Annotated in this window: 21 protein-coding genes, 11 tRNA genes and 3 rRNA genes; 2 read left to right on the top strand and 33 right to left on the bottom strand. The window is 42.3% G+C overall.

Annotated features, from left to right (window positions below; translation table 11 throughout):
• Positions 1 to 108: 108 nt before the first annotated feature.
• The 28 genes from NST21_RS00525 to spoIIE all read right to left on the bottom strand — a co-directional run bounded on the left by NST21_RS00525 (position 109) and on the right by spoIIE (position 23,407).
• Positions 109 to 184 (bottom strand) — tRNA-Ala (locus NST21_RS00525).
• Positions 185 to 193: 9 nt separating this feature from the next.
• A tRNA-Pro gene (locus NST21_RS00520) sits at positions 194 to 270 on the bottom strand.
• An 8-nt stretch (positions 271 to 278) separates the two neighbouring features.
• Positions 279 to 355 (bottom strand) — tRNA-Arg (locus NST21_RS00515).
• 9 nt (positions 356 to 364) lie between these two features.
• Positions 365 to 453: transfer RNA gene (locus NST21_RS00510), tRNA-Leu, on the bottom strand.
• 12 nt (positions 454 to 465) lie between these two features.
• A tRNA-Gly gene (locus NST21_RS00505) sits at positions 466 to 540 on the bottom strand.
• A gap of 5 nt (positions 541 to 545) precedes the next feature.
• A tRNA-Leu gene (locus tag NST21_RS00500) sits at positions 546 to 627 on the bottom strand.
• Positions 628 to 636: 9 nt separating this feature from the next.
• Positions 637 to 712: transfer RNA gene (locus NST21_RS00495), tRNA-Lys, on the bottom strand.
• Between the two features lie 42 nt (positions 713 to 754).
• Positions 755 to 830: transfer RNA gene (locus NST21_RS00490), tRNA-Thr, on the bottom strand.
• An 11-nt stretch (positions 831 to 841) separates the two neighbouring features.
• Positions 842 to 917 (bottom strand) — tRNA-Val (locus tag NST21_RS00485).
• Between the two features lie 10 nt (positions 918 to 927).
• Positions 928 to 1,043: ribosomal RNA gene (rrf, locus tag NST21_RS00480) — 5S ribosomal RNA — on the bottom strand.
• Between the two features lie 61 nt (positions 1,044 to 1,104).
• A 23S ribosomal RNA gene (locus NST21_RS00475) occupies positions 1,105 to 4,037 on the bottom strand.
• A 175-nt stretch (positions 4,038 to 4,212) separates the two neighbouring features.
• Positions 4,213 to 5,763, bottom strand: a 16S ribosomal RNA gene (locus NST21_RS00470).
• Together the 16S, 23S and 5S rRNA genes with 9 tRNA genes alongside form the textbook arrangement of a ribosomal RNA operon.
• 421 nt (positions 5,764 to 6,184) lie before the next feature.
• The gene (gene lysS, locus NST21_RS00465; protein WP_277950976.1) at positions 6,185 to 7,684 is read right to left on the bottom strand and encodes a lysine--tRNA ligase; all 1,500 of its coding nucleotides are present in this window, start codon (positions 7,682 to 7,684) and stop codon (positions 6,185 to 6,187) included.
• A 188-nt stretch (positions 7,685 to 7,872) separates the two neighbouring features.
• On the bottom strand, positions 7,873 to 8,871 hold the full coding sequence (gene dusB, locus NST21_RS00460) for a tRNA dihydrouridine synthase DusB (protein ID WP_340887281.1): 999 nt from the start codon (positions 8,869 to 8,871) through the stop codon (positions 7,873 to 7,875).
• A 24-nt stretch (positions 8,872 to 8,895) separates the two neighbouring features.
• On the bottom strand, positions 8,896 to 9,108 hold the full coding sequence (locus NST21_RS00455; RefSeq protein ID WP_098177753.1) for a helix-turn-helix domain-containing protein: 213 nt from the start codon (positions 9,106 to 9,108) through the stop codon (positions 8,896 to 8,898).
• Positions 9,060 to 9,587 carry a 2-amino-4-hydroxy-6-hydroxymethyldihydropteridine diphosphokinase gene (gene folK, locus NST21_RS00450; RefSeq protein ID WP_056525441.1) on the bottom strand — a complete coding sequence of 176 codons (528 nt, stop codon included), beginning with the start codon at positions 9,585 to 9,587 and terminating at the stop codon, positions 9,060 to 9,062. The genes NST21_RS00455 and folK overlap by 49 nt, the downstream gene beginning before the upstream one ends.
• 2 nt (positions 9,588 to 9,589) lie before the next feature.
• On the bottom strand, positions 9,590 to 9,949 hold the full coding sequence (gene folB / locus NST21_RS00445; RefSeq protein WP_056525444.1) for a dihydroneopterin aldolase: 360 nt from the start codon (positions 9,947 to 9,949) through the stop codon (positions 9,590 to 9,592).
• Positions 9,942 to 10,787 (bottom strand): dihydropteroate synthase, encoded by an 846-nt coding sequence (gene folP / locus NST21_RS00440; RefSeq protein WP_340887277.1) that lies wholly within the window; start codon positions 10,785 to 10,787, stop codon positions 9,942 to 9,944. The genes folB and folP overlap by 8 nt, the downstream gene beginning before the upstream one ends.
• Before the next feature lie 162 nt (positions 10,788 to 10,949).
• Positions 10,950 to 11,876 carry a cysteine synthase A gene (cysK, locus tag NST21_RS00435; protein ID WP_340454422.1) on the bottom strand — a complete coding sequence of 309 codons (927 nt, stop codon included), beginning with the start codon at positions 11,874 to 11,876 and terminating at the stop codon, positions 10,950 to 10,952.
• A 129-nt stretch (positions 11,877 to 12,005) separates the two neighbouring features.
• Positions 12,006 to 12,902 carry a peptidyl-prolyl cis-trans isomerase gene (locus tag NST21_RS00430; protein ID WP_340887274.1) on the bottom strand — a complete coding sequence of 299 codons (897 nt, stop codon included), beginning with the start codon at positions 12,900 to 12,902 and terminating at the stop codon, positions 12,006 to 12,008.
• Positions 12,903 to 12,921: 19 nt separating this feature from the next.
• A complete protein-coding gene (gene hslO / locus NST21_RS00425; protein WP_057217165.1) occupies positions 12,922 to 13,803 on the bottom strand; it encodes an Hsp33 family molecular chaperone HslO in 882 nt (293 codons plus the stop codon).
• Between the two features lie 33 nt (positions 13,804 to 13,836).
• On the bottom strand, positions 13,837 to 14,616 hold the full coding sequence (locus NST21_RS00420; RefSeq protein WP_057217154.1) for a type III pantothenate kinase: 780 nt from the start codon (positions 14,614 to 14,616) through the stop codon (positions 13,837 to 13,839).
• Between the two features lie 182 nt (positions 14,617 to 14,798).
• On the bottom strand, positions 14,799 to 16,859 hold the full coding sequence (gene ftsH / locus NST21_RS00415) for an ATP-dependent zinc metalloprotease FtsH (RefSeq protein ID WP_340887272.1): 2,061 nt from the start codon (positions 16,857 to 16,859) through the stop codon (positions 14,799 to 14,801).
• A 117-nt stretch (positions 16,860 to 16,976) separates the two neighbouring features.
• Positions 16,977 to 17,516 (bottom strand): hypoxanthine phosphoribosyltransferase, encoded by a 540-nt coding sequence (gene hpt / locus NST21_RS00410; RefSeq protein ID WP_053349019.1) that lies wholly within the window; start codon positions 17,514 to 17,516, stop codon positions 16,977 to 16,979.
• A gap of 32 nt (positions 17,517 to 17,548) precedes the next feature.
• Entirely contained in the window at positions 17,549 to 18,943 is a 1,395-nt protein-coding gene (gene tilS, locus NST21_RS00405; protein ID WP_340887271.1) for a tRNA lysidine(34) synthetase TilS, read from the bottom strand.
• Positions 18,944 to 19,037: 94 nt separating this feature from the next.
• Entirely contained in the window at positions 19,038 to 20,021 is a 984-nt protein-coding gene (locus tag NST21_RS00400; protein ID WP_377377052.1) for a protein kinase domain-containing protein, read from the bottom strand.
• On the bottom strand, positions 19,987 to 20,724 hold the full coding sequence (locus tag NST21_RS00395) for a VWA domain-containing protein (protein WP_053348980.1): 738 nt from the start codon (positions 20,722 to 20,724) through the stop codon (positions 19,987 to 19,989). The genes NST21_RS00400 and NST21_RS00395 overlap by 35 nt, the downstream gene beginning before the upstream one ends.
• 208 nt (positions 20,725 to 20,932) lie before the next feature.
• Complete coding sequence (spoIIE, locus tag NST21_RS00390; RefSeq protein ID WP_340887270.1) at positions 20,933 to 23,407, bottom strand: stage II sporulation protein E; 2,475 nt, start codon at positions 23,405 to 23,407, stop codon at positions 20,933 to 20,935.
• 327 nt (positions 23,408 to 23,734) lie between these two features.
• Here spoIIE and NST21_RS00385 point away from each other — a divergent pair.
• Together NST21_RS00385 and NST21_RS00380 are read left to right on the top strand one after the other, a co-directional pair.
• Positions 23,735 to 23,808: transfer RNA gene (locus NST21_RS00385), tRNA-Met, on the top strand.
• 18 nt (positions 23,809 to 23,826) lie between these two features.
• A tRNA-Glu gene (locus NST21_RS00380) sits at positions 23,827 to 23,898 on the top strand.
• Positions 23,899 to 24,099: 201 nt separating this feature from the next.
• On the opposite strand, the gene NST21_RS00375 is transcribed toward NST21_RS00380, so the two are convergent.
• The 5 genes from NST21_RS00375 to NST21_RS00355 form a co-directional block, all read right to left on the bottom strand.
• Positions 24,100 to 24,558: a S1 domain-containing RNA-binding protein gene (locus tag NST21_RS00375; protein ID WP_053348982.1), complete on the bottom strand. Its 459-nt coding sequence runs from the start codon at positions 24,556 to 24,558 to the stop codon at positions 24,100 to 24,102.
• A 79-nt stretch (positions 24,559 to 24,637) separates the two neighbouring features.
• A complete protein-coding gene (locus NST21_RS00370; RefSeq protein ID WP_309446321.1) occupies positions 24,638 to 25,000 on the bottom strand; it encodes an FtsB family cell division protein in 363 nt (120 codons plus the stop codon).
• Positions 25,001 to 25,037: 37 nt separating this feature from the next.
• Positions 25,038 to 25,670 carry a spore cortex biosynthesis protein YabQ gene (yabQ, locus tag NST21_RS00365; RefSeq protein ID WP_340887267.1) on the bottom strand — a complete coding sequence of 211 codons (633 nt, stop codon included), beginning with the start codon at positions 25,668 to 25,670 and terminating at the stop codon, positions 25,038 to 25,040.
• On the bottom strand, positions 25,667 to 25,975 hold the full coding sequence (yabP, locus tag NST21_RS00360; RefSeq protein WP_053348985.1) for a sporulation protein YabP: 309 nt from the start codon (positions 25,973 to 25,975) through the stop codon (positions 25,667 to 25,669). The genes yabQ and yabP overlap by 4 nt, the downstream gene beginning before the upstream one ends.
• Before the next feature lie 75 nt (positions 25,976 to 26,050).
• The gene (locus NST21_RS00355) at positions 26,051 to 26,314 is read right to left on the bottom strand and encodes an RNA-binding S4 domain-containing protein (protein WP_034316386.1); all 264 of its coding nucleotides are present in this window, start codon (positions 26,312 to 26,314) and stop codon (positions 26,051 to 26,053) included.
• Between the last annotated feature and the right edge of the window lie 8 nt (positions 26,315 to 26,322).

Genomic DNA, 26,322 nt, shown 5'->3' with positions numbered 1-26,322 from the left:
TTAACGTTGGCGCTTTGTTTTGTTCAGTTTTCAAAGAGCAATATCTGATTCCTTTAAAGAATCAACTTTTACATCATATCAAAGCTTGTTTAGCTTGTCAAGTTTTTTTGGTGGAGCCTAGCGGGATCGAACCGCTGACCTCCTGCGTGCAAGGCAGGCGCTCTCCCAGCTGAGCTAAGGCCCCAAAAATCAATGGTCGGGAAGACAGGATTCGAACCTGCGACCCCTTGGTCCCAAACCAAGTGCTCTACCAAGCTGAGCTACTTCCCGAAAAAACATGGTGCGCCCGGCGGGAGTCGAACCTACAACCTTCTGATTCGTAGTCAGATGCTCTATCCAATTGAGCTACGGGCGCATATTAAGATGGTGCCGAGGACCGGAATCGAACCGGTACGGTAGTCACCTACCGCAGGATTTTAAGTCCTGTGCGTCTGCCAGTTCCGCCACCCCGGCATAAATAAATAGTGGAGCGGAAGACGGGATTCGAACCCGCGACCCCAACCTTGGCAAGGTTGTATTCTACCACTGAACTACTTCCGCAAACATGCGGGTGAAGGGACTTGAACCCCCACGCCTTGCGGCGCCAGATCCTAAGTCTGGTGCGTCTGCCAATTCCGCCACACCCGCATAATAAAATGGTGAGCCATGAAGGATTCGAACCTTCGACCCTCTGATTAAAAGTCAGATGCTCTACCAACTGAGCTAATGGCTCATAGAAACTATTTATAAATGCTATATTAAGCTTGTATGAAAATGGTGCCGGCAAGAGGACTTGAACCCCCAACCTACTGATTACAAGTCAGTTGCTCTACCAGTTGAGCTACACCGGCAGGTGTAAAAATGGTGGAGGATGACGGGATCGAACCGCCGACCCTCTGCTTGTAAGGCAGATGCTCTCCCAGCTGAGCTAATCCTCCATATGAAACTGCTTGGCGGCGTCCTACTCTCACAGGGGGAAACCCCCAACTACCATCGGCGCTGAAGAGCTTAACTGCCGTGTTCGGAATGGGAACGGGTGTGACCTCTTCGCTATCGTCACCAAACAATAAAGGAACGTTGTTCCTTCAAAACTAGATAATAAGAAGGTATTTCATTTTTTAAAGCGTGGTTAAGTCCTCGATCTATTAGTATCAGTCAGCTCCACATGTCGCCACGCTTCCACCTCTGACCTATCAACCTGATCATCTTTCAGGGATCTTACTAGCTTGCGCTATGGGAAATCTCATCTCGAGGGGGGCTTCATGCTTAGATGCTTTCAGCACTTATCCCGTCCGCACGTAGCTACCCAGCTATGCCTTTGGCAAGACAACTGGTACACCAGCGGTGCGTCCATCCCGGTCCTCTCGTACTAAGGACAGCTCCTCTCAAATTTCCTGCGCCCGCGACGGATAGGGACCGAACTGTCTCACGACGTTCTGAACCCAGCTCGCGTACCGCTTTAATGGGCGAACAGCCCAACCCTTGGGACCGACTACAGCCCCAGGATGCGATGAGCCGACATCGAGGTGCCAAACCTCCCCGTCGATGTGGACTCTTGGGGGAGATAAGCCTGTTATCCCCGGGGTAGCTTTTATCCGTTGAGCGATGGCCCTTCCATGCGGAACCACCGGATCACTAAGCCCGACTTTCGTCCCTGCTCGACTTGTAGGTCTCGCAGTCAAGCTCCCTTGTGCCTTTACACTCTACGAATGATTTCCAACCATTCTGAGGGAACCTTTGGGCGCCTCCGTTACTCTTTAGGAGGCGACCGCCCCAGTCAAACTGCCCACCTGACACTGTCTCCCACCCCGATAAGGGGCGCGGGTTAGAATTTCAATACAGCCAGGGTAGTATCCCACCAACGCCTCCACCGAAGCTAGCGCTCCGGCTTCTCAGGCTCCTACCTATCCTGTACAAGCTGTACCAAAATTCAATATCAGGCTGCAGTAAAGCTCCACGGGGTCTTTCCGTCCTGTCGCGGGTAACCTGCATCTTCACAGGTACTATAATTTCACCGAGTCTCTCGTTGAGACAGTGCCCAGATCGTTACACCTTTCGTGCGGGTCGGAACTTACCCGACAAGGAATTTCGCTACCTTAGGACCGTTATAGTTACGGCCGCCGTTTACTGGGGCTTCGGTTCAAAGCTTCGCTTGCGCTAACCTCTCCCCTTAACCTTCCAGCACCGGGCAGGTGTCAGCCCCTATACTTCGCCTTGCGGCTTCGCAGAGACCTGTGTTTTTGCTAAACAGTCGCCTGGGCCTATTCACTGCGGCTTTTCTGGGCTATTCACCCTAAAAAGCACCCCTTCTCCCGAAGTTACGGGGTCATTTTGCCGAGTTCCTTAACGAGAGTTCTCTCGCACACCTTAGGATTCTCTCCTCGCCTACCTGTGTCGGTTTGCGGTACGGGCACCTTACATCTCACTAGAGGCTTTTCTTGGCAGCGTGGAATCAGGAACTTCGGTACTATATTTCCCTCGCCATCACAGCTCCGCCTTAATGGAAACGGGATTTGCCTCGTTTCCGGCCTAACTGCTTGGACGCGCATATCCAACAGCGCGCTTACCCTATCCTTCTGCGTCCCCCCATCGTTCAAACGATGTATAGGTGGTACAGGAATATCAACCTGTTGTCCATCGCCTACGCCTTTCGGCCTCGGCTTAGGTCCCGACTAACCCTGAGCGGACGAGCCTTCCTCAGGAAACCTTAGGCATTCGGTGGAAGGGATTCTCACCCTTCTTTCGCTACTCATACCGGCATTCTCACTTCTAAGCGCTCCACCAGTCCTTCCGGTCTGACTTCAACGCCCTTAGAACGCTCTCCTACCATCGACACCATACGGTGTCAATCCACAGCTTCGGTGATACGTTTAGCCCCGGTACATTTTCGGCGCGGAGTCACTCGACCAGTGAGCTATTACGCACTCTTTAAATGATGGCTGCTTCTGAGCCAACATCCTGGTTGTCTAAGCAACTCCACATCCTTTTCCACTTAACGTATACTTTGGGACCTTAGCTGGTGGTCTGGGCTGTTTCCCTTTCGACTACGGATCTTATCACTCGCAGTCTGACTCCCAAGAATAAGTATTTGGCATTCGGAGTTTGACTGAATTCGGTAACCCGTTGGGGGCCCCTAGTCCAATCAGTGCTCTACCTCCAATACTCTCATCTTGAGGCTAGCCCTAAAGCTATTTCGGAGAGAACCAGCTATCTCCAGGTTCGATTGGAATTTCTCCGCTACCCACACCTCATCCCCGCACTTTTCAACGTGCGTGGGTTCGGGCCTCCATTCAGTGTTACCTGAACTTCACCCTGGACATGGGTAGATCACCTGGTTTCGGGTCTACGACCTCATACTCATTCGCCCTATTCAGACTCGCTTTCGCTGCGGCTCCGTCTTATCAACTTAACCTCGCATGAAATCGTAACTCGCCGGTTCATTCTACAAAAGGCACGCCATTACCCATTAACGGGCTTTGACTACTTGTAGGCACACGGTTTCAGGATCTATTTCACTCCCCTTCCGGGGTGCTTTTCACCTTTCCCTCACGGTACTGGTTCACTATCGGTCACTAGGTAGTATTTAGCCTTGGGAGATGGTCCTCCCTGCTTCCGACGGGATTTCTCGTGTCCCGCCGTACTCAGGATCCACTCAGGAGGGAACGAAGTTTCAACTACAGGGTTTTTACCTTCTTTGACGGACCTTTCCAGATCACTTCATTTACCCCGTTCCTTTGTAACTCCATGTTGAGTGTCCTACAACCCCAAGAGGCAAGCCTCTTGGTTTGGGCTAATTCCGTTTCGCTCGCCGCTACTCAGGAAATCGCATTTGCTTTCTCTTCCTCCGGGTACTTAGATGTTTCAGTTCCCCGGGTCTGCCTTCAGTACCCTATGTATTCAGGTAAAGATACTGTTCCATTACGAACAGTGGGTTTCCCCATTCGGAAATCTCCGGATCAAAGCTTACTTACAGCTCCCCGAAGCATATCGGTGTTAGTCCCGTCCTTCATCGGCTCCTAGTGCCAAGGCATCCACCGTGCGCCCTTTCTAACTTAACCGTTAAAAAAGATCTTACTGATGCTTTGAAAAAATTAATTGCCTTCTATCTATTATCTAGTTTTCAAGGAACAAAGAAGAAAAAATTCCATCACAACGTGATGAGATCTTTCGTATCTGAATGAATTACTCATTCAAAACTGAACAAAACAAAAGCGCTCTCGTATTTATCCTTAGAAAGGAGGTGATCCAGCCGCACCTTCCGATACGGCTACCTTGTTACGACTTCACCCCAATCATCTGTCCCACCTTAGGCGGCTGGCTCCATAAAGGTTACCTCACCGACTTCGGGTGTTACAAACTCTCGTGGTGTGACGGGCGGTGTGTACAAGGCCCGGGAACGTATTCACCGCGGCATGCTGATCCGCGATTACTAGCGATTCCGGCTTCATGTAGGCGAGTTGCAGCCTACAATCCGAACTGAGAATGGCTTTATGGGATTCGCTTACCTTCGCAGGTTTGCAGCCCTTTGTACCATCCATTGTAGCACGTGTGTAGCCCAGGTCATAAGGGGCATGATGATTTGACGTCATCCCCACCTTCCTCCGGTTTGTCACCGGCAGTCACCTTAGAGTGCCCAACTGAATGCTGGCAACTAAGATCAAGGGTTGCGCTCGTTGCGGGACTTAACCCAACATCTCACGACACGAGCTGACGACAACCATGCACCACCTGTCACTCTGTCCCCCGAAGGGGAACGCCCTATCTCTAGGGTTGTCAGAGGATGTCAAGACCTGGTAAGGTTCTTCGCGTTGCTTCGAATTAAACCACATGCTCCACCGCTTGTGCGGGCCCCCGTCAATTCCTTTGAGTTTCAGCCTTGCGGCCGTACTCCCCAGGCGGAGTGCTTAATGCGTTAGCTGCAGCACTAAAGGGCGGAAACCCTCTAACACTTAGCACTCATCGTTTACGGCGTGGACTACCAGGGTATCTAATCCTGTTTGCTCCCCACGCTTTCGCGCCTCAGTGTCAGTTACAGACCAGAAAGTCGCCTTCGCCACTGGTGTTCCTCCAAATCTCTACGCATTTCACCGCTACACTTGGAATTCCACTTTCCTCTTCTGCACTCAAGTTCCCCAGTTTCCAATGACCCTCCACGGTTGAGCCGTGGGCTTTCACATCAGACTTAAGGAACCACCTGCGCGCGCTTTACGCCCAATAATTCCGGACAACGCTTGCCACCTACGTATTACCGCGGCTGCTGGCACGTAGTTAGCCGTGGCTTTCTGGTTAGGTACCGTCAAGGTACCAGCAGTTACTCTGGTACTTGTTCTTCCCTAACAACAGAACTTTACGACCCGAAGGCCTTCTTCGTTCACGCGGCGTTGCTCCGTCAGACTTTCGTCCATTGCGGAAGATTCCCTACTGCTGCCTCCCGTAGGAGTCTGGGCCGTGTCTCAGTCCCAGTGTGGCCGATCACCCTCTCAGGTCGGCTACGCATCGTCGCCTTGGTGAGCCATTACCTCACCAACTAGCTAATGCGCCGCGGGCCCATCTATAAGTGACAGCCGAAACCGTCTTTCCATCTTCTCTCATGCGAGAAAAGAACGTATCCGGTATTAGCTCCGGTTTCCCGAAGTTATCCCAGTCTTATAGGCAGGTTGCCCACGTGTTACTCACCCGTCCGCCGCTAATCTCAGGGAGCAAGCTCCCATCGATTCGCTCGACTTGCATGTATTAGGCACGCCGCCAGCGTTCGTCCTGAGCCAGGATCAAACTCTCCGAAGAAATGTTTGACTTGCTCATTTTGCTTTTTGATAGTGTGTGCTCACTTAAAATTTAACGTTGGCGCTTTGTTTTGTTCAGTTTTCAAAGAGCAATGTCTTTCGAAACAGCTTATTTATAATAACACATTTCATTACTTCGAGTCAACAACTTTTTAAAACTTTTTTAAAAGTTTGTAATTCATTTGAAACTCGTTCGTAACAACAGATATAAATATAACATCATTACGTTAACTGCGCAATACCTTTTATAAAGTTTTTTTGAGATAATATTGTTTTTCTTTCATGCCTTAGAATTCAATCAATAAATAGCTGTTAAATTATTATTAAAAAACAAAAACCGAACTGGACTGCCCGAGGACCAGAGCTATGCTCTACGGATCCTCAGGCCCAACTCGGTTTCCTTTTTTACTCTTCATATATTATTAGCGATGTCTCATTAACGGGAATAACAGGACGTCACGGATTGAAGGTGAATTGGTTAATAGCATAACTAGTCGGTCAACACCAATTCCCAAACCACCAGTTGGTGGCATGCCGTATTCTAAGGCTTCCAAGAAGTCCTCATCCATTTCATGAGCTTCATCATTACCTTGCTCACGCTCTTTTAATTGAGCTTCAAAGCGTTGACGTTGATCAATAGGATCATTAAGTTCCGTGAAAGCATTTGCATGCTCTCTGCCCACAATGAATAGTTCAAAACGATCAGTAAAACGGGAATCTTCCGGATTTTTCTTAGCTAATGGAGAAATTTCTACCGGATGTCCATAAATGAACGTAGGTTGAATTAATTTGTCTTCTACCTTCTGTTCAAAGAATTCATTTACAATATGTCCAAACTCCATGGATTCCTTCACTTCAATGCCATTGTCTTTAGCAAGCTGTTGTGCCTCTTCCTTACTCATGTGAGTCCAGAAGTCTACACCTGTGTATTCTTTTACAGCGTCAACCATGTGAAGTCGTTTCCATTCTGGTTTTAATTCTATTTCATATTCCCCATATTGAATGGTTGTTGTACCCAGAACCTCTTGAGCAATATGAGCAACCAGGTTTTCTGTCAGACTCATAATATCCTTATAATCCGCATAGGCCTCATACAATTCAATTAGAGTGAATTCTGGATTATGTCTTGTAGATACACCTTCATTTCTGAATACACGGCCGATTTCATAAACTTTCTCTAACCCACCGACAATCAGGCGTTTTAGATGAAGTTCAATAGCAATCCTCAAGTTCAATGGCATATCAAGCGCATTATGATGAGTAAGGAAAGGGCGCGCAGCAGCTCCACCTGCAACAGAGTGTAATAGCGGCGTTTCAACTTCCAGATATCCATGATCGTCTAAATAACGTCTCATAGCCTGAACAATCCGACTGCGCATGATTAAGGTGTTTTTGCTTTCCTCATTTGTAATTAAATCCACATAACGTTTCCGATAACGTTCTTCGACATCCTTTAGACCATGAAATTTATCAGGTAGCGGGCGAAGCGCTTTGGCAAGGAACACAAAGTCATTAGCTTTAATAGAAAGTTCTCCAACTTTTGTTTTAAAGATAACACCAGTGATCCCTACGATATCACCAAGATCCGTTTGGTTGAATAACTTGTATGAATCTTCACCAATTTTATCTAAACGAACGTAGATTTGGATTTGACCGCTGATATCCTGAATATGAGCAAATCCTGCTTTCCCTTTCCCACGTTTAGTCATTACACGACCTGCAATCGTAACCTCGATCTCTTTTTCCTCTAGTTCTTCTTTCTCTAATTCACCATATGCGCTTACAATCTCCTGGGCGTTATGGGTACGTTCAAATCTGCTCCCAAAAGGGTCTTGTCCATTATCAATCATGGCCTGCATTTTATCGCGTCTTACCTGCAGTTGGTCATTTAATTCTTCATGACTCACGAAAATCATCTCCATCTCTATTAATAAAAAACTTATATAATTATTGAGGATTTCTTTTGCATACATATTTATTCTTACATAAAGTAAAGGAATTCAACAGCTTTTTATCTTAAAATCTTGTTTATGTACATATAAAAACTGCCAGGATTACTGGCAGTTTTAGATAAGCGTATTATAGGAAAACAGGAAGGTAATGTCAAACATCAGACCATTTGAATATTCTGTTGCTTCGCTTCAATATCATCAACAAGTCCATAAAGAAGGCTTACAACATCTTCTCTTGTCTCACAATCATTAATGCCTTTACGAGCATTAGCATTCCCTTTAACACCCTTTAGGTACCAAGAAGCATGCTTGCGCATTTCACGGACAGCAACATTTTCATTTTTCAATGCAATTAGTCGATCCATGTGAAGAACGCAAACATCCATTTTTTCACGAACTGTAGGCTCATCCATCAGTTGTCCTGTTTCTAAATATTTAACAGTACGGTAGATCATCCAAGGATTACCTAGAGCTGCACGGCCAATCATGACTCCATCGACACCAGTCTCTTTTAACATTCTCTCCGCTTCCTGAGGTGTTTCCACATCACCGTTCCCGATAAGGGGAATATTAATGGATTTTTTCACTTCACGAATGATATCCCAGTTAGCTTTTCCTTCATACATTTGAACTCGAGTTCTACCATGGAGAGAAACTGCTTTACCACCTGCACGTTCCACAGCTTGAGCATTTTGAATAGCAAAGATATGTTCCTCGTCCCAGCCCATACGCATTTTAACAGTAACTGGCTTTTCAACAGCATCAACAACCGCTGAAACCATCTCATAAATTTTTTTCGGGTCTAGTAACCATTTTGCACCAGCATCACATTTGGTGATCTTCGGAACAGGGCAACCCATATTTATATCAATGATGTCGGCATTTGTATTTTTATCTACAAACTGTGCAGCTTCTACCAATGATTTCTTTTCACCACCAAAGATTTGCAAGCTTAGCGGCTTCTCTCTTTCATCTATATAAAGCATATTCATCGTTCTTGCATTTTGAAGAACGATTCCCTTATCACTGACCATCTCCGCGCAGACTAATCCAGCACCAAATTCTTTGACCGTCAAACGGAATGCTGAGTTACATACTCCAGCCATCGGTGCAAGCACTACTGGATTCTTCATTTCAATATCGCCTATTTTTAACACGGTGTGGCCTCCTATAACATTCTTTCATTTATCCTCAGGCGGTCTAAGCTCCTCAATGGAAACACGGAGCACATCCGCCACTTCTATTAAAAACGACTCTGAAGGATTGCGGTTCCCTCTTTCGACTTCTCCTAGTAAGGAAACAGAAACGCCAATTTCTTTCGCAAACCCTTCTTGGGTAAATCCCTTTAACTTTCGAAAAGCGCGAATACGCCTTCCCCATTTTTCGCCTTCCATAATCGAACTCCTTCTTTATCCGGAATCTGTTCAAGCAGGCCGCTCAAAGGTGTATACATTTGCGGAAGTTTAATATCAGGGTCCACTTCCATTAAAGGCACGAGCACAAATGCCCTTTCTTGCATCCGAGGATGTGGGACTGAAAGAATCTCTGTCTCAATATTTTCATGATTATATAACAAAATGTCAAGGTCTAAAGTACGGGGTCCCCACCTAACTTCCCTTTTTCTTCCTAATTCTTGTTCAATCTGCATACAAGTTCGCAGTAACTCCTCTGGTTTTAAATCCGTTTTCACTTTGAAAACAGCGTTTAAAAAACAATCCTGATCAGCGTATCCGACTGGGTCTGTTTCATATAAAGACGAGCAGGCAACCAACTCGATGTGTGAGTTTTCATCCAATAATCGGAAAGCGCTTTGGATAGTGACAAGGCGATCTCCTAGATTCGATCCAATTGAAAGGTACGAAATATTTACCACCGTCAGCGCCCTCTTACAATTTCTATAGCAACCGATTCATAGTGCCCTGCTATAGGCGGATCTGGTTTATAGACTTTCACGGTGCACTTCTCAATTGAAGAAAACTTATTAAGCAATTCTGAGGCAATCTCTTCGGCAACGGCTTCCACTAACTTAAACGGCTTCCCTTCAACAACGCCTTTACAAACTTCATATAACTCTCCATAATTTATTGAGTCCTCTAGTTCATCACTCTTCCCCGCCTTGGCTAAATCGGCCTCTACAGTCAAATCCACTTTAAACCGCTGCCCAAGCTTCGTTTCTTCCGGAAACACACCATGATAACCATAAAACTCCATTTTATTCACAAAAATTTTATCCATTGAAATCACCTTTTCCTAAAAGGGCATCCATCATCTTAGCGGTGCGTGCCATTTCCTTAACGTCATGAACACGTACCATTTGACAGCCTTGTTGAATTCCATTACAGATTGTGGCAGCCGTACCTTCCACTCGCTCACTAGGCGGCAAATCGAGAACATGTCCAATCATGGACTTTCTTGATGTCGCAAGAAGCACAGGATAACCTAATGATACCAGCTTATCAAGATTCCTCATCATTTCCAAATTTAACTTTAAGTCTTTCGCAAACCCTATGCCGGGGTCAAGAATGATGTTTTCATCCTGAACACCCGCTTTCTTTACAATCGTGATGCTTTCAAACAAATCTTGAAGGACATCCCGGACAAAATGACGATAATCCATTTTTTCCCGGTTATGCATTAAAATAATCGGCACCTGATACTTTGCTGCAACACTTGCCATCATGGTATCAGCCTTTGCCCCCCAGATATCATTTAATATATGCGCTCCTGCTTTTACTGCTTCCTCTGCAACCCGAGACTTATATGTATCGATTGAGATTGGAACTTGAATATTACGGGAGATAGCCTCAATGATAGGGGCTACTCTCTCTATCTCTTCCTCATCCGAAATCCGCTCATAATTAGGACGGGTGGACTCTCCGCCAATGTCCAAAACATCAGCTCCGTCCTTAACCATCTGTTCAGCATGCCTCAAAGCAGCATCTACCCGGTTATATTTCCCGCCATCCGAAAAGGAATCTGGCGTAACATTTAAAATCCCCATAATTAAGGTCTTCTTGCTGTAATCCAATTCAAATGAACCACATGTAATCTTTAAAGTATCAGATAATGACATCCAGCGTTCTCCTTCACCAAAAAAATCTATATATACGAGTTTACCTATTTACATAGGTAAAGTGCAAGCACCTTAGAAAATAGAAAAAATCTGTTGGTCTTTACTACAAAAAAGAAAAGCAAAGCCCCTATAGGAACTTTGCTTCTCGTTTAATGGTTAATCTTACTCAAAGTTATATAACGGTGTACTTAAGTAACGTTCACCATTACTTGGTATGATAGCAAGGACTTTTTTGCCTTTTCCAAGTTTATCAGCTACTTTAATAGCCGCAGCGATGGCACCACCAGAAGAAATTCCACCAAGGATCCCTTCCTCTTTGGCTGCACGACGTGCGTAATCAAACGATTCCTCTGTATCAACTTGTATGATTTCATCGTAAAGATCAGTATTTAAAATACTTGGGACGAAGCCTGCGCCGATTCCTTGAATTTTATGTGGCCCTGGTTTCCCGCCAGATAATACAGGAGAATCTGCAGGCTCAACAGCGTAGATTTTAATGTCAGGGTATTTTTCACGTAGCACTTCTCCAGCCCCTGTAATTGTTCCGCCAGTACCGATTCCTGCAATAAATGCATCCAGACCATCGTCACCAAAAGCTTCTACAATTTCAGGACCAGTAGTGTTACGGTGCACTTCAGGATTTGCTTTGTTTTCGAATTGCTGTGGAATAAAGTATCCTTTTTCTTTAGATAGCTCCGTTGCCTTAGCAATTGCGCCTTTCATTCCTTCTGGCCCAGGTGTAAGAACTAACTCTGCTCCATAAGCACGAAGCAAGTTACGACGTTCCAAGCTCATTGTTTCTGGCATAACAAGGATAGATTTATATCCTTTTGCTGCAGCTACCATTGCAAGCCCTATTCCAGTGTTTCCGCTTGTAGGTTCAATGATCGTATCACCTTGTTTAAGGTCTCCGCTTTTTTCTGCCGCTTCAATCATCGCAAGAGCGATTCGGTCTTTTACACTACTGCCCGGGTTAAAATACTCAAGTTTCAAATAAATATCTGCACTGTTTTCATTTTGAAGCTTGTTTAATTTTACAATAGGTGTTTGTCCAATTAAATCTATTACAGAATTAGCTATACGTGCCATGTTCTCCACTCCTTATCATCCCAATACCGAGTATGTTTATTGGTTTTATTAATTTAAAGTTACCAGTTTTAATAGTTCATTGTCAATGATTATCTACTATATTCTAAATTTTCTTTCACAACTATTGACCTATTTCTGTTCTTTCAATCCATAAAACCATTCTACATCTAATTCGTCCCAAAAAATCTTTCCGGAAACCGGTGACTGAATCTGTTCAAGAGCTATTTGGCGGTGAATTTGGTCTTTAACTTCATCATACGTATATTGATTGCCCTCTATTTTTTCATGCAAATAGAGAACAGCCCACCCTTCATCTGTTTCTACAGGACCACTCCACTTATTTACCTTTAATTTCTCTGCAGTTGTAATGTATTCCTTAGAAACTTGCTCGTTATCTTGCGATATATATCCCAAGTCGCCCCCTTGATTGGCAGTAAATTCATCAAGGGACTTTTCCATTGCTAAAACAGCAAACGAGACGCCTTTCTCCAACTCATTAATGATTTGATCTGCTTGCTTTTTTGTAGACGAGGTAATATGAGAAATATGATACGTAGTAGGGATTCGGTATATATCCTTATTGTCATCATAATATTTCTGCATCGCCGTTTCGGAAACCGAAACGTCCTTGGTAAGCAGCTTCTCAAGCAGGAGACTCGATTGAATTTCCTGCCTCAATTGGTCTGTACTTTTATTAAGAGTCTGACCGGCGGTTCCATACATCGTTTTCATCATTTTAAGTTCCCGATCAACCTCTTCATCCGAAGTTTTCACTTTGTATTTTTCTGCAGCTTGTTTCACTACCTCTTTATCAACCATTTCCTCAAGAACATCTTCCCCGTATCTCTTTTCGAGTTCATTAATCCATGCTTCCCGGGAAATATCTGTAGATCCAATCTTTGCAACCGTTTCTTCTCCAATAACGGATTTTGAGATGATTAATGGTTTTATGACAAAGATAACGATAGTCAATAGGTTCAACAAGGCAAGGCCGGCAATAATTGCCCGAAGCTTTTGTTTAGGCAAAACCCTTTTCCCCCGTCAATTATTTTTTGGTTTCTGCTTCTAGTTCCTCAAGGTCTTCTTTCGAGAACTGGTAGGTCTCATTACAAAAATGGCATTGTGCCTCTGCATGTCCCTCTGTCTCAATAATATCCCGAATCTCATTTTGTCCAAGACTAATCAGTGCGTTGGCAATTCTCTCCCTTGAACATTGACAGGAGAACTCGACATCCATTTTTTCTAAGATTTTCACATTACCCTCACCTAGAATCTCCGTTAGGATTTCCTCTGGAGTCAGGCCATTTTGAATCATTTTAGAGACAGGAGTTATCGTGCTTAGTCGACTCTCGATTTTAGAAATCGTATCATCGGATGTACCAGGCATTAGTTGAATGATAAATCCACCTGCTGCAAGTATCGAATTATCCGGATTCACTAGAACCCCAACCCCCACTGAAGAAGGCACCTGTTCGGAAGTTACAAAATAATAAGTGAAATCTTCTCCTAATTCTCCCGATACAAGCGGTACTTGTCCTGAAAAGTGATCACGTAGACCAATATCTTTCACAACGGTCAACAATCCATCAGTACCAACCGCTCTACTGACATCTAACTTTCCTTGTTTATTCAGGTCAAAGTGGGTTTGAGGATTTGTCACATAACCCCGAACTTCGCCCTTTGCGTTACTGTCGACAAGAATTGATCCAATTGGACCTCCGCCTTCGATTTTAATCGTCAGCTTTTCTTCACCTTTTAACATGCCGCCCATCATCACGCCTGCCGTCATTGCACGTCCAAGGGCTGCGGAAGCAGTAGGCCATGTATAATGGCGTCGCTGAGCTTCTCCTACGGTATCCGTTGTTGAAACAGCATATGCCCGAACCTGTCCTTCATAGCCTAACGCCTTTATTAGATAATCCTTCATTTGTTGTGCTCCTTCCATGCTGTGATTCCTTCTTTATTTCTTCACTTGCTCACGATTACGTTTATAAATCAGCTGCAATCCTTTTAAGGTCAAAAATGGTTCAACAACGTCAATCACAGTAGACTCATTAGCAATTAAGGTCGCTAGTCCGCCAGTAGCTATTACTGTTGGCTCTAGATTACTTTGTGCTTTAATTCGATTTACGATTCCTTCTACCTGCCCGACATACCCATACAAAATGCCTGACTGCATAGCGGATACTGTATTTTTCCCAATAATCCCATCAGGACGATTAATTTCTATTCTTGGAAGCTTGGCTGCTTTTGAATAAAGTGCTTCTGTAGAAATGTTAATACCCGGGGCAATGGCTCCACCCATGTATTGTTTATCCTCATTTATATAGCAATATGTCGTTGCCGTGCCAAAATCCACGATAATCAGAGGGCTTCCATATTCCTGAATGCCTGCAACAGCATTAACAATACGGTCCGCTCCCACCTCACGGGGATTTTCGTATTTAATATTCAATCCAGTTTTTATTCCAGGTCCCACTATAAGCGGTTTTATACCAAAGTATTTTTTACACATGCGTTCAAGTGCAAACATAATTGGCGGTACAACTGAAGAAATGATGATGCCATCGAATTGATCAAACGAAAGACCTTCATGTTGTAGCAAAGACTTTATTACCATTCCATACTCATCTTCTGTCTTATTACGGCTCGTCTCAATTCGCCAATGATATTTTAAAATATCTTCATCGTATACGCCCAATACAGTATTCGTATTCCCAACATCCAATACAAAAATCATCGTTATCATCACTCCGGTAAATTATTCTCCCACATCATACCACACTGTTATTTCCCACGCTATTAGTCAAACTTTTCGATAGGTAAAAAAATCCAACCCTATTTTTCTTAGCCCCACATATTTATTTAAGGGTTAAGAAAAGGGTATTTCCGAGGCGGAAATACCCTTTTGAATTAGTCAACTTAAGACTTTTTATTGTCATCTTCGTTCGGGAAGGAAAGCGGCTGATCTTGAGGTGTTCCTTCTTTGATTGGAGGAGTATTCAATCCTTCCTCCGTTACTTCAAGGTCCTCAAGTCCTCTCTTATCCAATGGATCTAAAAGAGCTTCTTTTTCTTCCTTCTTCGTATTGATGTTTACCTTGACATTCTCATCAGTAGTTAAATTCCCATTCAGAGCGGTATAATCCCGTTCTGGCAATTTACCGTTATGGAATAAACTTTTGATTTGTTCAGCATCAAGTGTTTCTACTTCAAGCAAGGTTTTGGCAACCAAATCAAGTTTTTCACGATTTTCAGTAAGAATTTTCTTACATCTTTCGTACGCTTCTCTAATGATACGTTGAATTTCAAGATCAATTTCATATGCTATTGCATCTGAATAATTTTGATCATTATTGAAATCGCGGCCTAAGAAGACCTGACCTTGTGAATTACCGAATTGAAGAGGCCCAAGCTTACTCATACCATATTCCATAACCATGCTACGAGCTATGCCTGTTGCACGTTGGAAGTCATTATGAGCTCCGGTACTCACTTCACCGAATGTAACTTCTTCGGAAACCCGGCCACCTAAAAGACCAACAATCTTATCTTTTAGTTCAGGCTCCGTCATGAAGAAACGATCTTCTTTCGGAAGCATTACTGCATATCCACCAGCTTGACCACGAGGGACAATCGTAACTTTATGAACCACTTCGGCATCATCAAGAACCAATCCAATAATAGTATGGCCCGCTTCATGCCATGCTACAATATTCCGTTCTTTCTTAGAAATAACACGGTTTTTCTTAGCAGGTCCGGCAATAACGCGATCCGAGGCTTCATCCAAATCGGACATGTCGATCTTCTTCTTATCTTGACGGGCTGCTACAAGAGCTGCTTCATTTAGTAAGTTTTCAAGATCGGCACCAGAAAATCCTGGTGTACGCTGAGCTATTGCTTTTAAATCAACAGTCTCTGCTAAAGGCTTGTTACGTGCATGGACCTTCAGTACTTCTTCACGGCCTTTAACATCCGGGCGGCCAACCGTAATTTGACGGTCAAAACGTCCAGGGCGCAATAGTGCCGGATCTAATACATCAGCTCGGTTTGTCGCGGCGATAATAATGATACCTTCATTTCCACCGAAACCGTCCATTTCTACAAGTAATTGGTTTAGCGTTTGTTCACGTTCATCGTGTCCGCCACCAAGACCAGCGCCACGTTGACGTCCTACTGCATCAATTTCATCAATAAAGATGATACATGGTGCATTTTTCTTAGCATTTTCAAACAAATCACGAACACGTGATGCACCGACCCCTACAAACATTTCAACGAAATCAGAACCACTGATTGAGAAGAAAGGAGTACCGGCTTCTCCAGCTACTGCCCGGGCAAGTAAAGTTTTACCTGTACCAGGAGGTCCCACTAAAAGTACTCCTTTTGGAATACGGGCACCGAGCTCGGCATATTTGCGAGGATCTTTTAAAAATTCAACGACCTCTACAAGTTCCTGCTTTTCTTCGTCCGCTCCAGCAACATCATTGAAGCGCACTTTTTTCTTATCATCATTATACAATTTCGCCTTACTTTTCCCGAAGTTCATGACGCGACCACCGCCGCCACCTTGAGCTTGGTTAAGTAAAAAGAAGAAGAGGATAAAAATGATTACAAATGGAATAATGGAAGTGAAAAATGTCACCCAGCCACTTGTCTTTTCTGGAGGTTCAACAGTGATGATGTCTTTACCTAACTTAGTTACGGCATCATTAATTCGACTCTGCGAATATTCACTGAATGGCACGTACGTCACAAAGTATTTGTTTTCCTCATAACCTTTGAGCTTCCCTGTGATTTCAAACACACTGCTTTCGGGCTGCATCGTTAGTGATGTAACGTCCCCACTCTCCAAATGCTTATAGAATTCATCTTGGGTCATTTTCTGTGTTGGTTCATTGTTATTATTAAAGATGCTTACAATCCCAATGATGACCAAAAAGATCAGTAAATAAAATATGGTATTACGGAAGATCCGATTCATCCCTTACCTCCTCCCACGGGTAAACAAACTATAGTAAATACTATCATATAAAATTAATGAATTACAATAATTTAACACCGCTGTTTTTATCTGGTCTTCTCTTTCAAACAGGTACTATTAATTCGAGTAAATTTCAGGCTTTAATATGCCAATATACGGGAGATTACGATATTTTTCTGCAAAATCAAGACCGTATCCGACAACAAATGCGTCTGGTACGATAAATCCAAAATAGTCCGGAGTAATATCTGCTTTCCTGCCTGTTGGTTTATCTAATAAGGTAACGATTTTAATTGATTTTGCTTTTCTATAACGGAAAAGTTCAGCAAGGTAGCTCAGGGTCAAACCGCTGTCGATAATGTCTTCAATAATTAAAATATCACGGCCTTCTACTGATGTATCAAGATCTTTAATGATTTTCACTTCACCAGAAGATACAGTGGAGTTGCCGTAGCTTGAAACATCCATGAAGTCCATTTCAAGGTGTGTATCCACACGTTTTAGTAAATCTGACATAAATGGCATGGCGCCTTTTAGCACACCGATAGCCAACGGAAACTTACCTTGGTAATCAGCTTCAAGCTGTGCTCCAAGTTCCCTGATTTTTTTTTGAAGTTCTTCCTCTGTTATTAAAACTTTTTCAATGTCATTTTGCATGGTCATTGTAATTAATTGCCCCCCATGAAGAATTAAGCTTTTTTATATTCTAAGTAGATTAAAGATGTTTCATCAGAAATTATATCCGGTTCAACATTCGATTTTTTCAAGCCAGGAAGCCAAATAACCGTTCCTGCCTGATCGACGATAACCGGCCATACATTTCTTTCTAGCAACGGGATTTTTTCATTAATAAAAATCTCCTTCAACTTTTTACTTCCACCCAATCCCTTAACTGCCATCCGTTCGCCTTCATTCCTAGTTCGGACTGTAAGCGGAAACTGAACCGCGGATTCGGGAAGAATAAAAGAATAGTTTCCTCTAAGAACGGGAATTTCTTCTTTTATATAGTGCGCTTTAATCTTATATCCATTCGGAAGAATAGTCTCACCGGGAATTTGTAATTTAAGGGAATATTTTAGGCTTTCTTGCCGAAAAAATCTAAAGGTACAAGTTTTATATGATTTTTCCGCAATAAGGCCCTCCGGAAGATGCAATTCTGCAGATGGTTGAGGATTTAAAAACAAAGCTAAAAGTTGGTCAATATGTAATGCTGAAAGCGATGAAGGTCTCTCCAAATAAAGATAGTTTAATATTAGTTGAATCGCTCTTCTTTGTAAAGGTTTAGGCATCGCCAGAACCCTATCAATCTGAATTACTGCATAATCTTTTTCCTGTTGAGCCCAAACCTCAGGCATTTTGCTTGAGACAAGGTTCAGAAAAAACTCTTCATCTTCATAAAGTTCTTCACTAAAGCGTTGAAAATGATCGTGAACCTTTCTATTTTCTTTCTTTAAAAATGGAAGAACTTCATGTCTAAAACGGTTTCTTACATAGTCATCTTTTTCGTTGCTCGGGTCATACCTTGGCTCAAGTTTATGAATACCCGCATATTCAATTATTTCGTCTTTGGTAAGTTCAAGAAAGGGCCTTATTAGATAACCGGTATGAAAAGGTCTCTTTAGAGGAATACCCGCTCTGGCCTTACCTGTCGCCCCTCTTGTTAAACGCATGAGCACCGTTTCAATTTGATCATCTCCATGATGCCCTAAAACAAGAGTGGAGGTTTGGTGTTTAGCCATCATTTCTTCATAGAAAGAAAAACGTAACTTTCTTGAAGTTAATTGGGAGCTTTCTCCTGTCTGTTCTATATAGGCTGGTACGTCGATCCTTCTACCTTCAAAAACGATGCCCCACTGTTCACATATTTGTTCGACATACTTATAATCTTCGTAGGATTCCTCGCCACGGAACATATGGTCAACACTCGCTACAGTTAACTCGTAATGAAAAAGAGGTTGAACTTGCTTTAGAAAATGGAGAAGAACCAATGAGTCAGGACCCCCAGAAACACCTACGAGCAACTTCGACTTTTCCTGAATTAATTCGTTTCTATAAATGGTCTTAAGAACTTTTTCCTTTAACATACAATCTTCCTTCTTTTATGGACAGGTATTATTTTATACGATTCAAGCATGAAATGGTTTCAAATATTCCATGTTGGTAACGTATTTAACTATATCATAACAACTGTTCATATATGTAAATAACATAGAGTATCGATATTATGGCAACCAGCAAAAAAGTTTCAAAAAAACCTCCCCTCATTTTTTTAGAATGACTCTGAGACCTTCTTGCTTGTCTCGTTGTAGCTTGCCTTGTCGCAGCTTGACTCGAGGGCTTTTTCTTTAAATGATTTTGATTACTTAGCATAGTAACTAGGTCCTCCCGCATTTGTAATGCTGAATCATACTTCCCGAGTAGTGCTTTATCTAGCATCTTTCTATATGGGTGTAATTCCTTTTTCTGCTTAATCAAGTCGATAAGCTGCCTATACCCCTCCCCTTTCTTGTGAAAACGTGCAGGATAGGCAGAATTGATGATTATCATCGCTACCGCGAACAAATCATATTGTGGATCAGCCTTTCTTGACCCAAGTCCCCAATAACCTCGGTCGAAGAACTCGGTGAACTCTTTAACAGATCTACCAATCAAGGTTGTCCCACCTACATCTACACATCGGACTTTGTAGGCTGGAGAGGTCACTATTAAATTCTCAGGTTTTAAATCACCGAATACCCAGCCATTTGTATGCAAAGCTGACAAACTAGTTAATAACTGAAGCATTAAGACACCAATCCACGATGATCCTTTTTTTTCAATAAAACGCAAAAAATCGTGTCCATGGATATATTCCATAACATAAAAAGGTAGCTGCTTTCCTGTTTCCATAAAGTCGTCCGCTTCCAAAAAGGAAGGTCCAAGGGTAGACCCCTGGACCTTGGAAAAGGATTTTAGGATATTCATCTCTGAAATAATAGACGTCCCATTATCACTGAGCTTAAGCGCATAATGACGATTTTCACTTTCCACCAAATAGACAATCCCGTTAGCGCCACACCCCAATTCCTTGATAATTTTGTACCGGTTTTTATTCCACTTTCCAGTGATTAAGCTGCCAGGAAGGAGTTTACATTGATTCCTCAAAGTATTGTTCATCATCATGTGATAACAATCCCCTCAATGAACGTTTTTTATTAAAATAAGATAGAGCTTCACGAATTGCTGGCCCTGTTGGAGTGAGCCCACCTGTACTAAGCTTAGGGAAAGTTGCCGTCAAAGCTTCAAGGTTCGGGGTCCAATCAAGCAACTTTTCCACATCATTTCTTTTCCCAGGAAATACGAATACGGAAAATCGGCTGTCACCCATTCTTGCATTCATACTTAGGGAAAGATCTAATAAGGATTCTTTTACAGTTGGCAGCTTATGTTTCATACTCGCACTTGTATCGACAAGAATTAACACTTCAAGCTTGCTAGTTTCCCCAAGCTCATCAACCACCTCCATCACTTCTCCTCGTTTATCCGGAGGGAGATCTTCCATTGTTCTTGAATCACCTAATATTTGTTGAAGTTCACGATTAATAACTCCCTGTATGGTTTGAGTCATTGCCTTTTGGGTAACCATTTGGACGGTTTGTGACAACTGCTGTGCATAAACAATTTGGCTTACACCACCCCCGGAACCAGCAATCTTCTCAATTTCTTTAAGTCCCTTTTCATCTATCACATCATTTTCCATGACACCTATGACATTGATGGTTATGCCTTGCTCCCGTGCTAAAGCAGCCATAGCAGCCGGCTCCTCACCATGATTTGAACAGCCGTCGGTAATAAGCAAAACCTGTCTTAATGTTCCTGCTTTCATGTTTGGCTCTCCCTTCCATTCAATCTATTACCATAATTGACTAAAAGGGGATAATTTATACACCAAAAACACACACTACCAAGTCACATTTCTTATACACTTTGACAGGGAATCCATAGAGTTAACCAACTATTTCTTTACATAGCTGCCAACATAACACCTCGTTTGTAGACGACCTCCTTATCTTAATTTATGGAAAGATTTCTCGTTACTGGGCCTTTTTCCGTTTTGGTGAAACGGGGATGGATGCCCATTTCGGTGTATTATGTTTAATTTTTGAGGTTACCACTGTCATATCATCATCTATAATCCCTTTTGTTCGAATGACCTCTTCTAATATTAAATCAGATATTTCCTGTGGGTCGTCTGTCTCCATTTCCTTGATTTTTCGTTTAAGCCAGAACTCGATATTTTCCACATGAGAGGGACCATCGAATACCCCATCACTCATCATTATTAAAATATCCCCTGCCTTTAGCTCCTCGGATACGACATCAACATCGAAATCCTGGATGATACCCATCGGCAGGTTACTTGATTCAATTTTAATGATTTTATCCCCCCTTTTAATGAAACTTGGTATCGAACATATTTTTAAAAACTTAGCCTTTGCATCCTGAAGATCAATCATTGCCAGATCAAGAGTTGAAAATATTTCATCGGTCGTGCGAAGGGATAATACGGAGTTTACGGATTTAATGGCTATTTTTTCTTCTATTCCCGATTGTAAAAATTTTTGTAGCAGCTTCAAGGTCTCGGTGCTTTCAAAATGGGCCCTTTCCCCATTACCCATCCCATCACTAATGGCTATTGCAAATTTGCCGCAACCAATTTCCATGGTCGTATAACTATCTCCTGAAACAAGCCCTCCCCCCTTGGCAGCATGAGCCACACCCGTTTCGACCGTGAATTTTTTTGCTGACCTAAATATCACCTCACATTGCCCGTTTGGATAAGTTGCACACTCTTCGGAATGGACAACAATCGTTTCTCCTAAAATGTCGGAAAGCATAGGTGCAATCAACTTCTCACATTCCCCTCTGCCTTGGCAGTATGGGACACTCATCTCTATATCAACACTTCCCTGTTCAAGGCTGTATATTTCCACATAACCGATATGCAGGCCAAAATCCTGAATGGCCTCCATAATGGATTCCTCGTGTAAATGATGATTCTTCCTTTCCCTTTGAATTTCTTTCGCGAAATCATCCATCACTGCAGAAACTCCACGCAGTTGGTCCGCCACTAGCTTCCTGCTTTCTTTCACCTGCCTTTTTAACTTTTGGTTAGCTTCAAAGTAAGTAAGTTCCTGAGAAATTGCCCCAATGACCTGCGGCCCACGACTACAGTATTTCCCCCATTCTTTTGAAGTTTTTTGGGGGAGCTGTCCATTATTTTCACTTAATTGAAGCATAATCTCCTGCATACCGTCATAGGTTGTATTAAAGTTTTTAGCCCAGCATTGTTCCTTTTTAAAGCAGATTTGGCACGTTTTTTCAGTTACATTACTTAAAAAATAATCGAACTCTTTCTCATCTTCCTCCAATCTTCCTCGTTCATCTATTTGGGAAAAGCTATTTGAGAGCGCCTCAAATACATGAGAGAATTGTTCCACTCTTTGGGCGGTAACGTCCCTCACTTTCCGGGCATACTGTTGCTGTTCATCCGAGTTCTCTACGGTCCCGGGTATATGCTTTGCTATTTTATTGATTATGGAAGATGGCGTTAAAATAAATAACACCACAGCTATAAGTGATTCATAGAGGGTAACCATAATATTATTAGTTCCCTCTCCGTATAGACCTATTAGTAACGTAGCAATTAACAGGCCTGCCGCAACCCCTATCTTCCTACCCTCCTTCAACAAACCACCGAGCAGGCCTGAAAAAGCGAGGAGGCTCATTTGATAAAGGCTGGCTATACTCGCTAAGCTGAATATTAATCCGGTAACGACTCCTACAGTGGAGCCTATGGCGGCCCCTCCCGCCAGCCCGAATAGGAGGACAAGGTATCGTGAAAATATATGATCGAGTGACAGGTCATATATCATCCACCCAATTGTTCCGGTCATCACCGACGCGAGTAGAATGATAATGCTGACGATCTCTTCTGTCTTTAATGATTGTGACTTCGTCCGTATTGATAGCAGCGGGATGGACTGTATGAAAATTAAGGTTAAAATCATGGCGAGCCCCGCCTCTACTCCTATCATCATCAGGTCGTACAGCTGAATCGTTCGAAACACAAGATATTGCTCGGCCAGGTTTACCAGGAAGAGTGAAGCAAAGACGTACATCGACATCGTCTTAAATTGCCCTTCTACGGCCGGCCTCTTGATTTTATGAAATAAGAGAAGCAGGAACGCCGATGTAAAGATGACTAAACTATTAGAATAGTGAACGGTGAGCCCCCCAGCGATTAAGCCAAACAGTGCGAGTGGAGCTCGGTCACGTCTCATGAGAAAAACGGCTGCGAAAAACGGAAGCCCAAATGGTGCTAACTGTGAAAGAATTAATGCTCGTCCTAATAAAAAACCGATAATGGCTAAAGAGATACCTTTCTTTATAAATATATCATCTGTTTTCGTTTGCAGCTGTTGGATCCAATTGATGGCTCCCTCCTTTGCTTCTTTTAACTGAACATCCCCAAGAGGTTCCATCATAGGTCTTTCTACTTTTTCCATTTCAACACCCCATTCATATTAGTGATTTTTATTATATAGAGGGCTTAACCATTTTTTTGTCAGAATTTTAAAAGCGCAAATGAAAAACGTTCGACGAAATTCTCCTTGAACAATCATTTGTATACAGGTTTTTATACCTTTTTTTAAAATACAGAAACAGGCGTTCTTTTTTTTTAAAGGAAAAGCAAAGTTTTTAGGTTATTTTTGTGGAAAATAACACGAATATATCTTTAAAAAATGGAAACCGACAATCTTTCTTTTTTTTGTTGACAATCTTCCCTCACGAATGTAAGATATAACTTGTGCTTCAGTAGCACTTACCATTATGGCGGCGTAGCTCAGCTGGCTAGAGCGTACGGTTCATACCCGTGAGGTCGGGGGTTCGATCCCCTCTGCCGCTATCTTTTAATATTAATTTTGGCCCGTTGGTCAAGCGGTTAAGACACCGCCCTTTCACGGCGGTAACACGGGTTCGAATCCCGTACGGGTCATCTCATATAAAAAAAGCGCCTCAGTACACTCAATCGAGAAAGTGTACATAAGGCGCTTTTTTTTATTGGTATTGAAGGCGAATCTAATAAGAGAAACACCTTTATATATATAAAAGAAGACAAGCCAGCAAGCTTGCCTTTATCTACACTATGAATAATTTCACAGGAAAAGTTGCTAATCTATTATTTTCAGCAGCAGTTTTATCCGCGTCTTCCTCCTCGACCTCCCCGTTTTGTTTCGGTGCTACGTTTAAGGGTTGTTAAGCGGTCTTCGCTATCTTTTAAGAATTTAGCCATTTTTTGCTCAAAGTTTTCCTTGGGTTGGAAACTACTACCTTTTGAGCGGAAGTCTTTGGAACGGTTGTCGTTCCCTCTTCCTTGGCGCGGACGTGGTGTGTATGCAGGTTTTTGCTCGCCTTCAGGACGGTCTATTGCTTTTTTAATGGACAAGCCAATTTTGCCATCTTTCTCTACATTGATGACTTTCACTTCAACTGTATCGCCCACTTTTAAGTGATCATTAATATCTTTGACATAGTTATCTGCTACTTCACTGATATGGACAAGACCTGTTGAACCTTGAGGGAGCTCTACAAATGCACCAAAATTAGTTATGCCTGTTACTTTACCTTGTAACTTGCTGCCTACTTCGATTGACATAAAAAAAATGTTCCTCCTTAGAAATGTTAAAAATCTCTTCACACTATATTATAACGAAAGTAAAAAAACAGTGTCAATATTAGTCACTATCTTCCTTTGCTTTTGGAAGATTAAAAATGATTTCACCATTGTCTGATAAGAAATAATCTCGTCTTGCGATTTTAGCAATATAGTCATCATCATTGAGTTTTACAATTTCTTCTTTAAGAAGGGTTTCACCTTTTTCCAATTTAGCTAACTTTACTTCTAATTTTTCTTTCTGCTGTACTTTTTCATCTAGTGCAACATTTTGCGTAATGAGGGTGGAAACAGCCAAAATCAAAAAGATAGCGGCGAAAACTGAATACAGTGTTAATCTACGCATAAGACCACGCTTCTTTTTTTCAACAGTTTGTACTTTTTTCTCTTGTAGAGCGACATAGGGATTTTCTATTTTTGCCACTTTCCTCTTCCGAAGGCTACTCATGTTTTATCACTCCTCATTTCTTTTTAGTTCTCCATCTAATTACCATGCTAACTATAGAATTCTTTATTTTCAATAAAATCCCTTTTCCTTTATTATAAAACTTCCCGACGTTTTTTGTAACAAAAACCGGCAATAAATTCCATATCCTTGTTAGTATCCATTTTAAAGGTTTCCATAAAACATTTAAAATAAAGAGAATTATTTTCCCTATCCATTTTAAAAGGACTAAAACAAATCTGCCCATACCTATGATGATGGAAATTGCAGTAACTATTACCCATTTTATCGGAAGAAATATCAGCATTTGAACCGATTTAGTTAAAAATCTGACCACCTTTATTACCAGTAAAATCAAAAACTCTAAAAAGCGTTGATAGACTCCTTTAAAAAGTGCTTGATATGCTGAAAAACCACATAATAAGGCCAAAAACAAATATAGGCGAAACTCTCCTTCATTCACTAAAAACAAAACATAAAAAATAAGGAGACCCTGAATAATCCAGAAAAGAAAATCATGGAGGAAGACAATCCACCTCTTCCTTACTGAACGCTTCAGAAACCGGTTATACGTATCGAGGGCAGCTCCAAAACAACTGCCCATGCCTATCATCGCAAGCAACGTATAAAATTGAATCGATAAGGTCATTTGAACAGCTTGCCAAAGAAGCCTTTAGCTTTCTCCCCGGATTGCTCATCTAAATATACAAGGTCAAAAATCTTCCCCTTGATTGAAACAATCCCTTTATCGACGTCTAAATTCTTCATTTGCAAGTTCTGACCACGTATAGATAAGAAGCCCATTGACGTTTCAAGCAAAAATTCTTCATTATCAAAGCTTTCCACTTGTTTTACTCCGGTAATATCCAATAAACGGCGGCCTTTCATCGTTACATCATGCTCTTGGATTGTTCCCTTTGTGTAACCAGCATTCGGATCAATATATTGGCTCATTTTTCATCCCTCACAGTACCACTGATTTTGTACAAGTGTATGTCCGTAAGAGGGAAATTAGAACAAAGCCTGTCCTTACTCCTCTGCTAGCTTTTCTTCTTTTACGATTGTATACATATCGGCAGCAGCTTCTTTTTTCGTCGTTTCTTGAATTTTGTCGACGCGTACCGTGACTAGCTTTTGACCAAAACGCACGGTTAATTCATCACCATCTTTTACATTCGAGCTTGCTTTAGCCTGTTGGCCGTTAATTGTAATTCTCCCTTTATCCGCTACTTCTTTAGCAAGAGTGCGGCGCTTAATCAACCTTGATACTTTTAAGAATTTATCTAATCTCATCGACATTC

Source organism: Peribacillus sp. FSL K6-1552 (assembly GCF_038005205.1).
Lineage (GTDB): Bacteria > Bacillota > Bacilli > Bacillales > DSM-1321 > Peribacillus > Peribacillus butanolivorans.
Note: the sequence above shows the minus strand (reverse complement) of the source record. Positions and strands in the feature narration are given on the sequence as shown.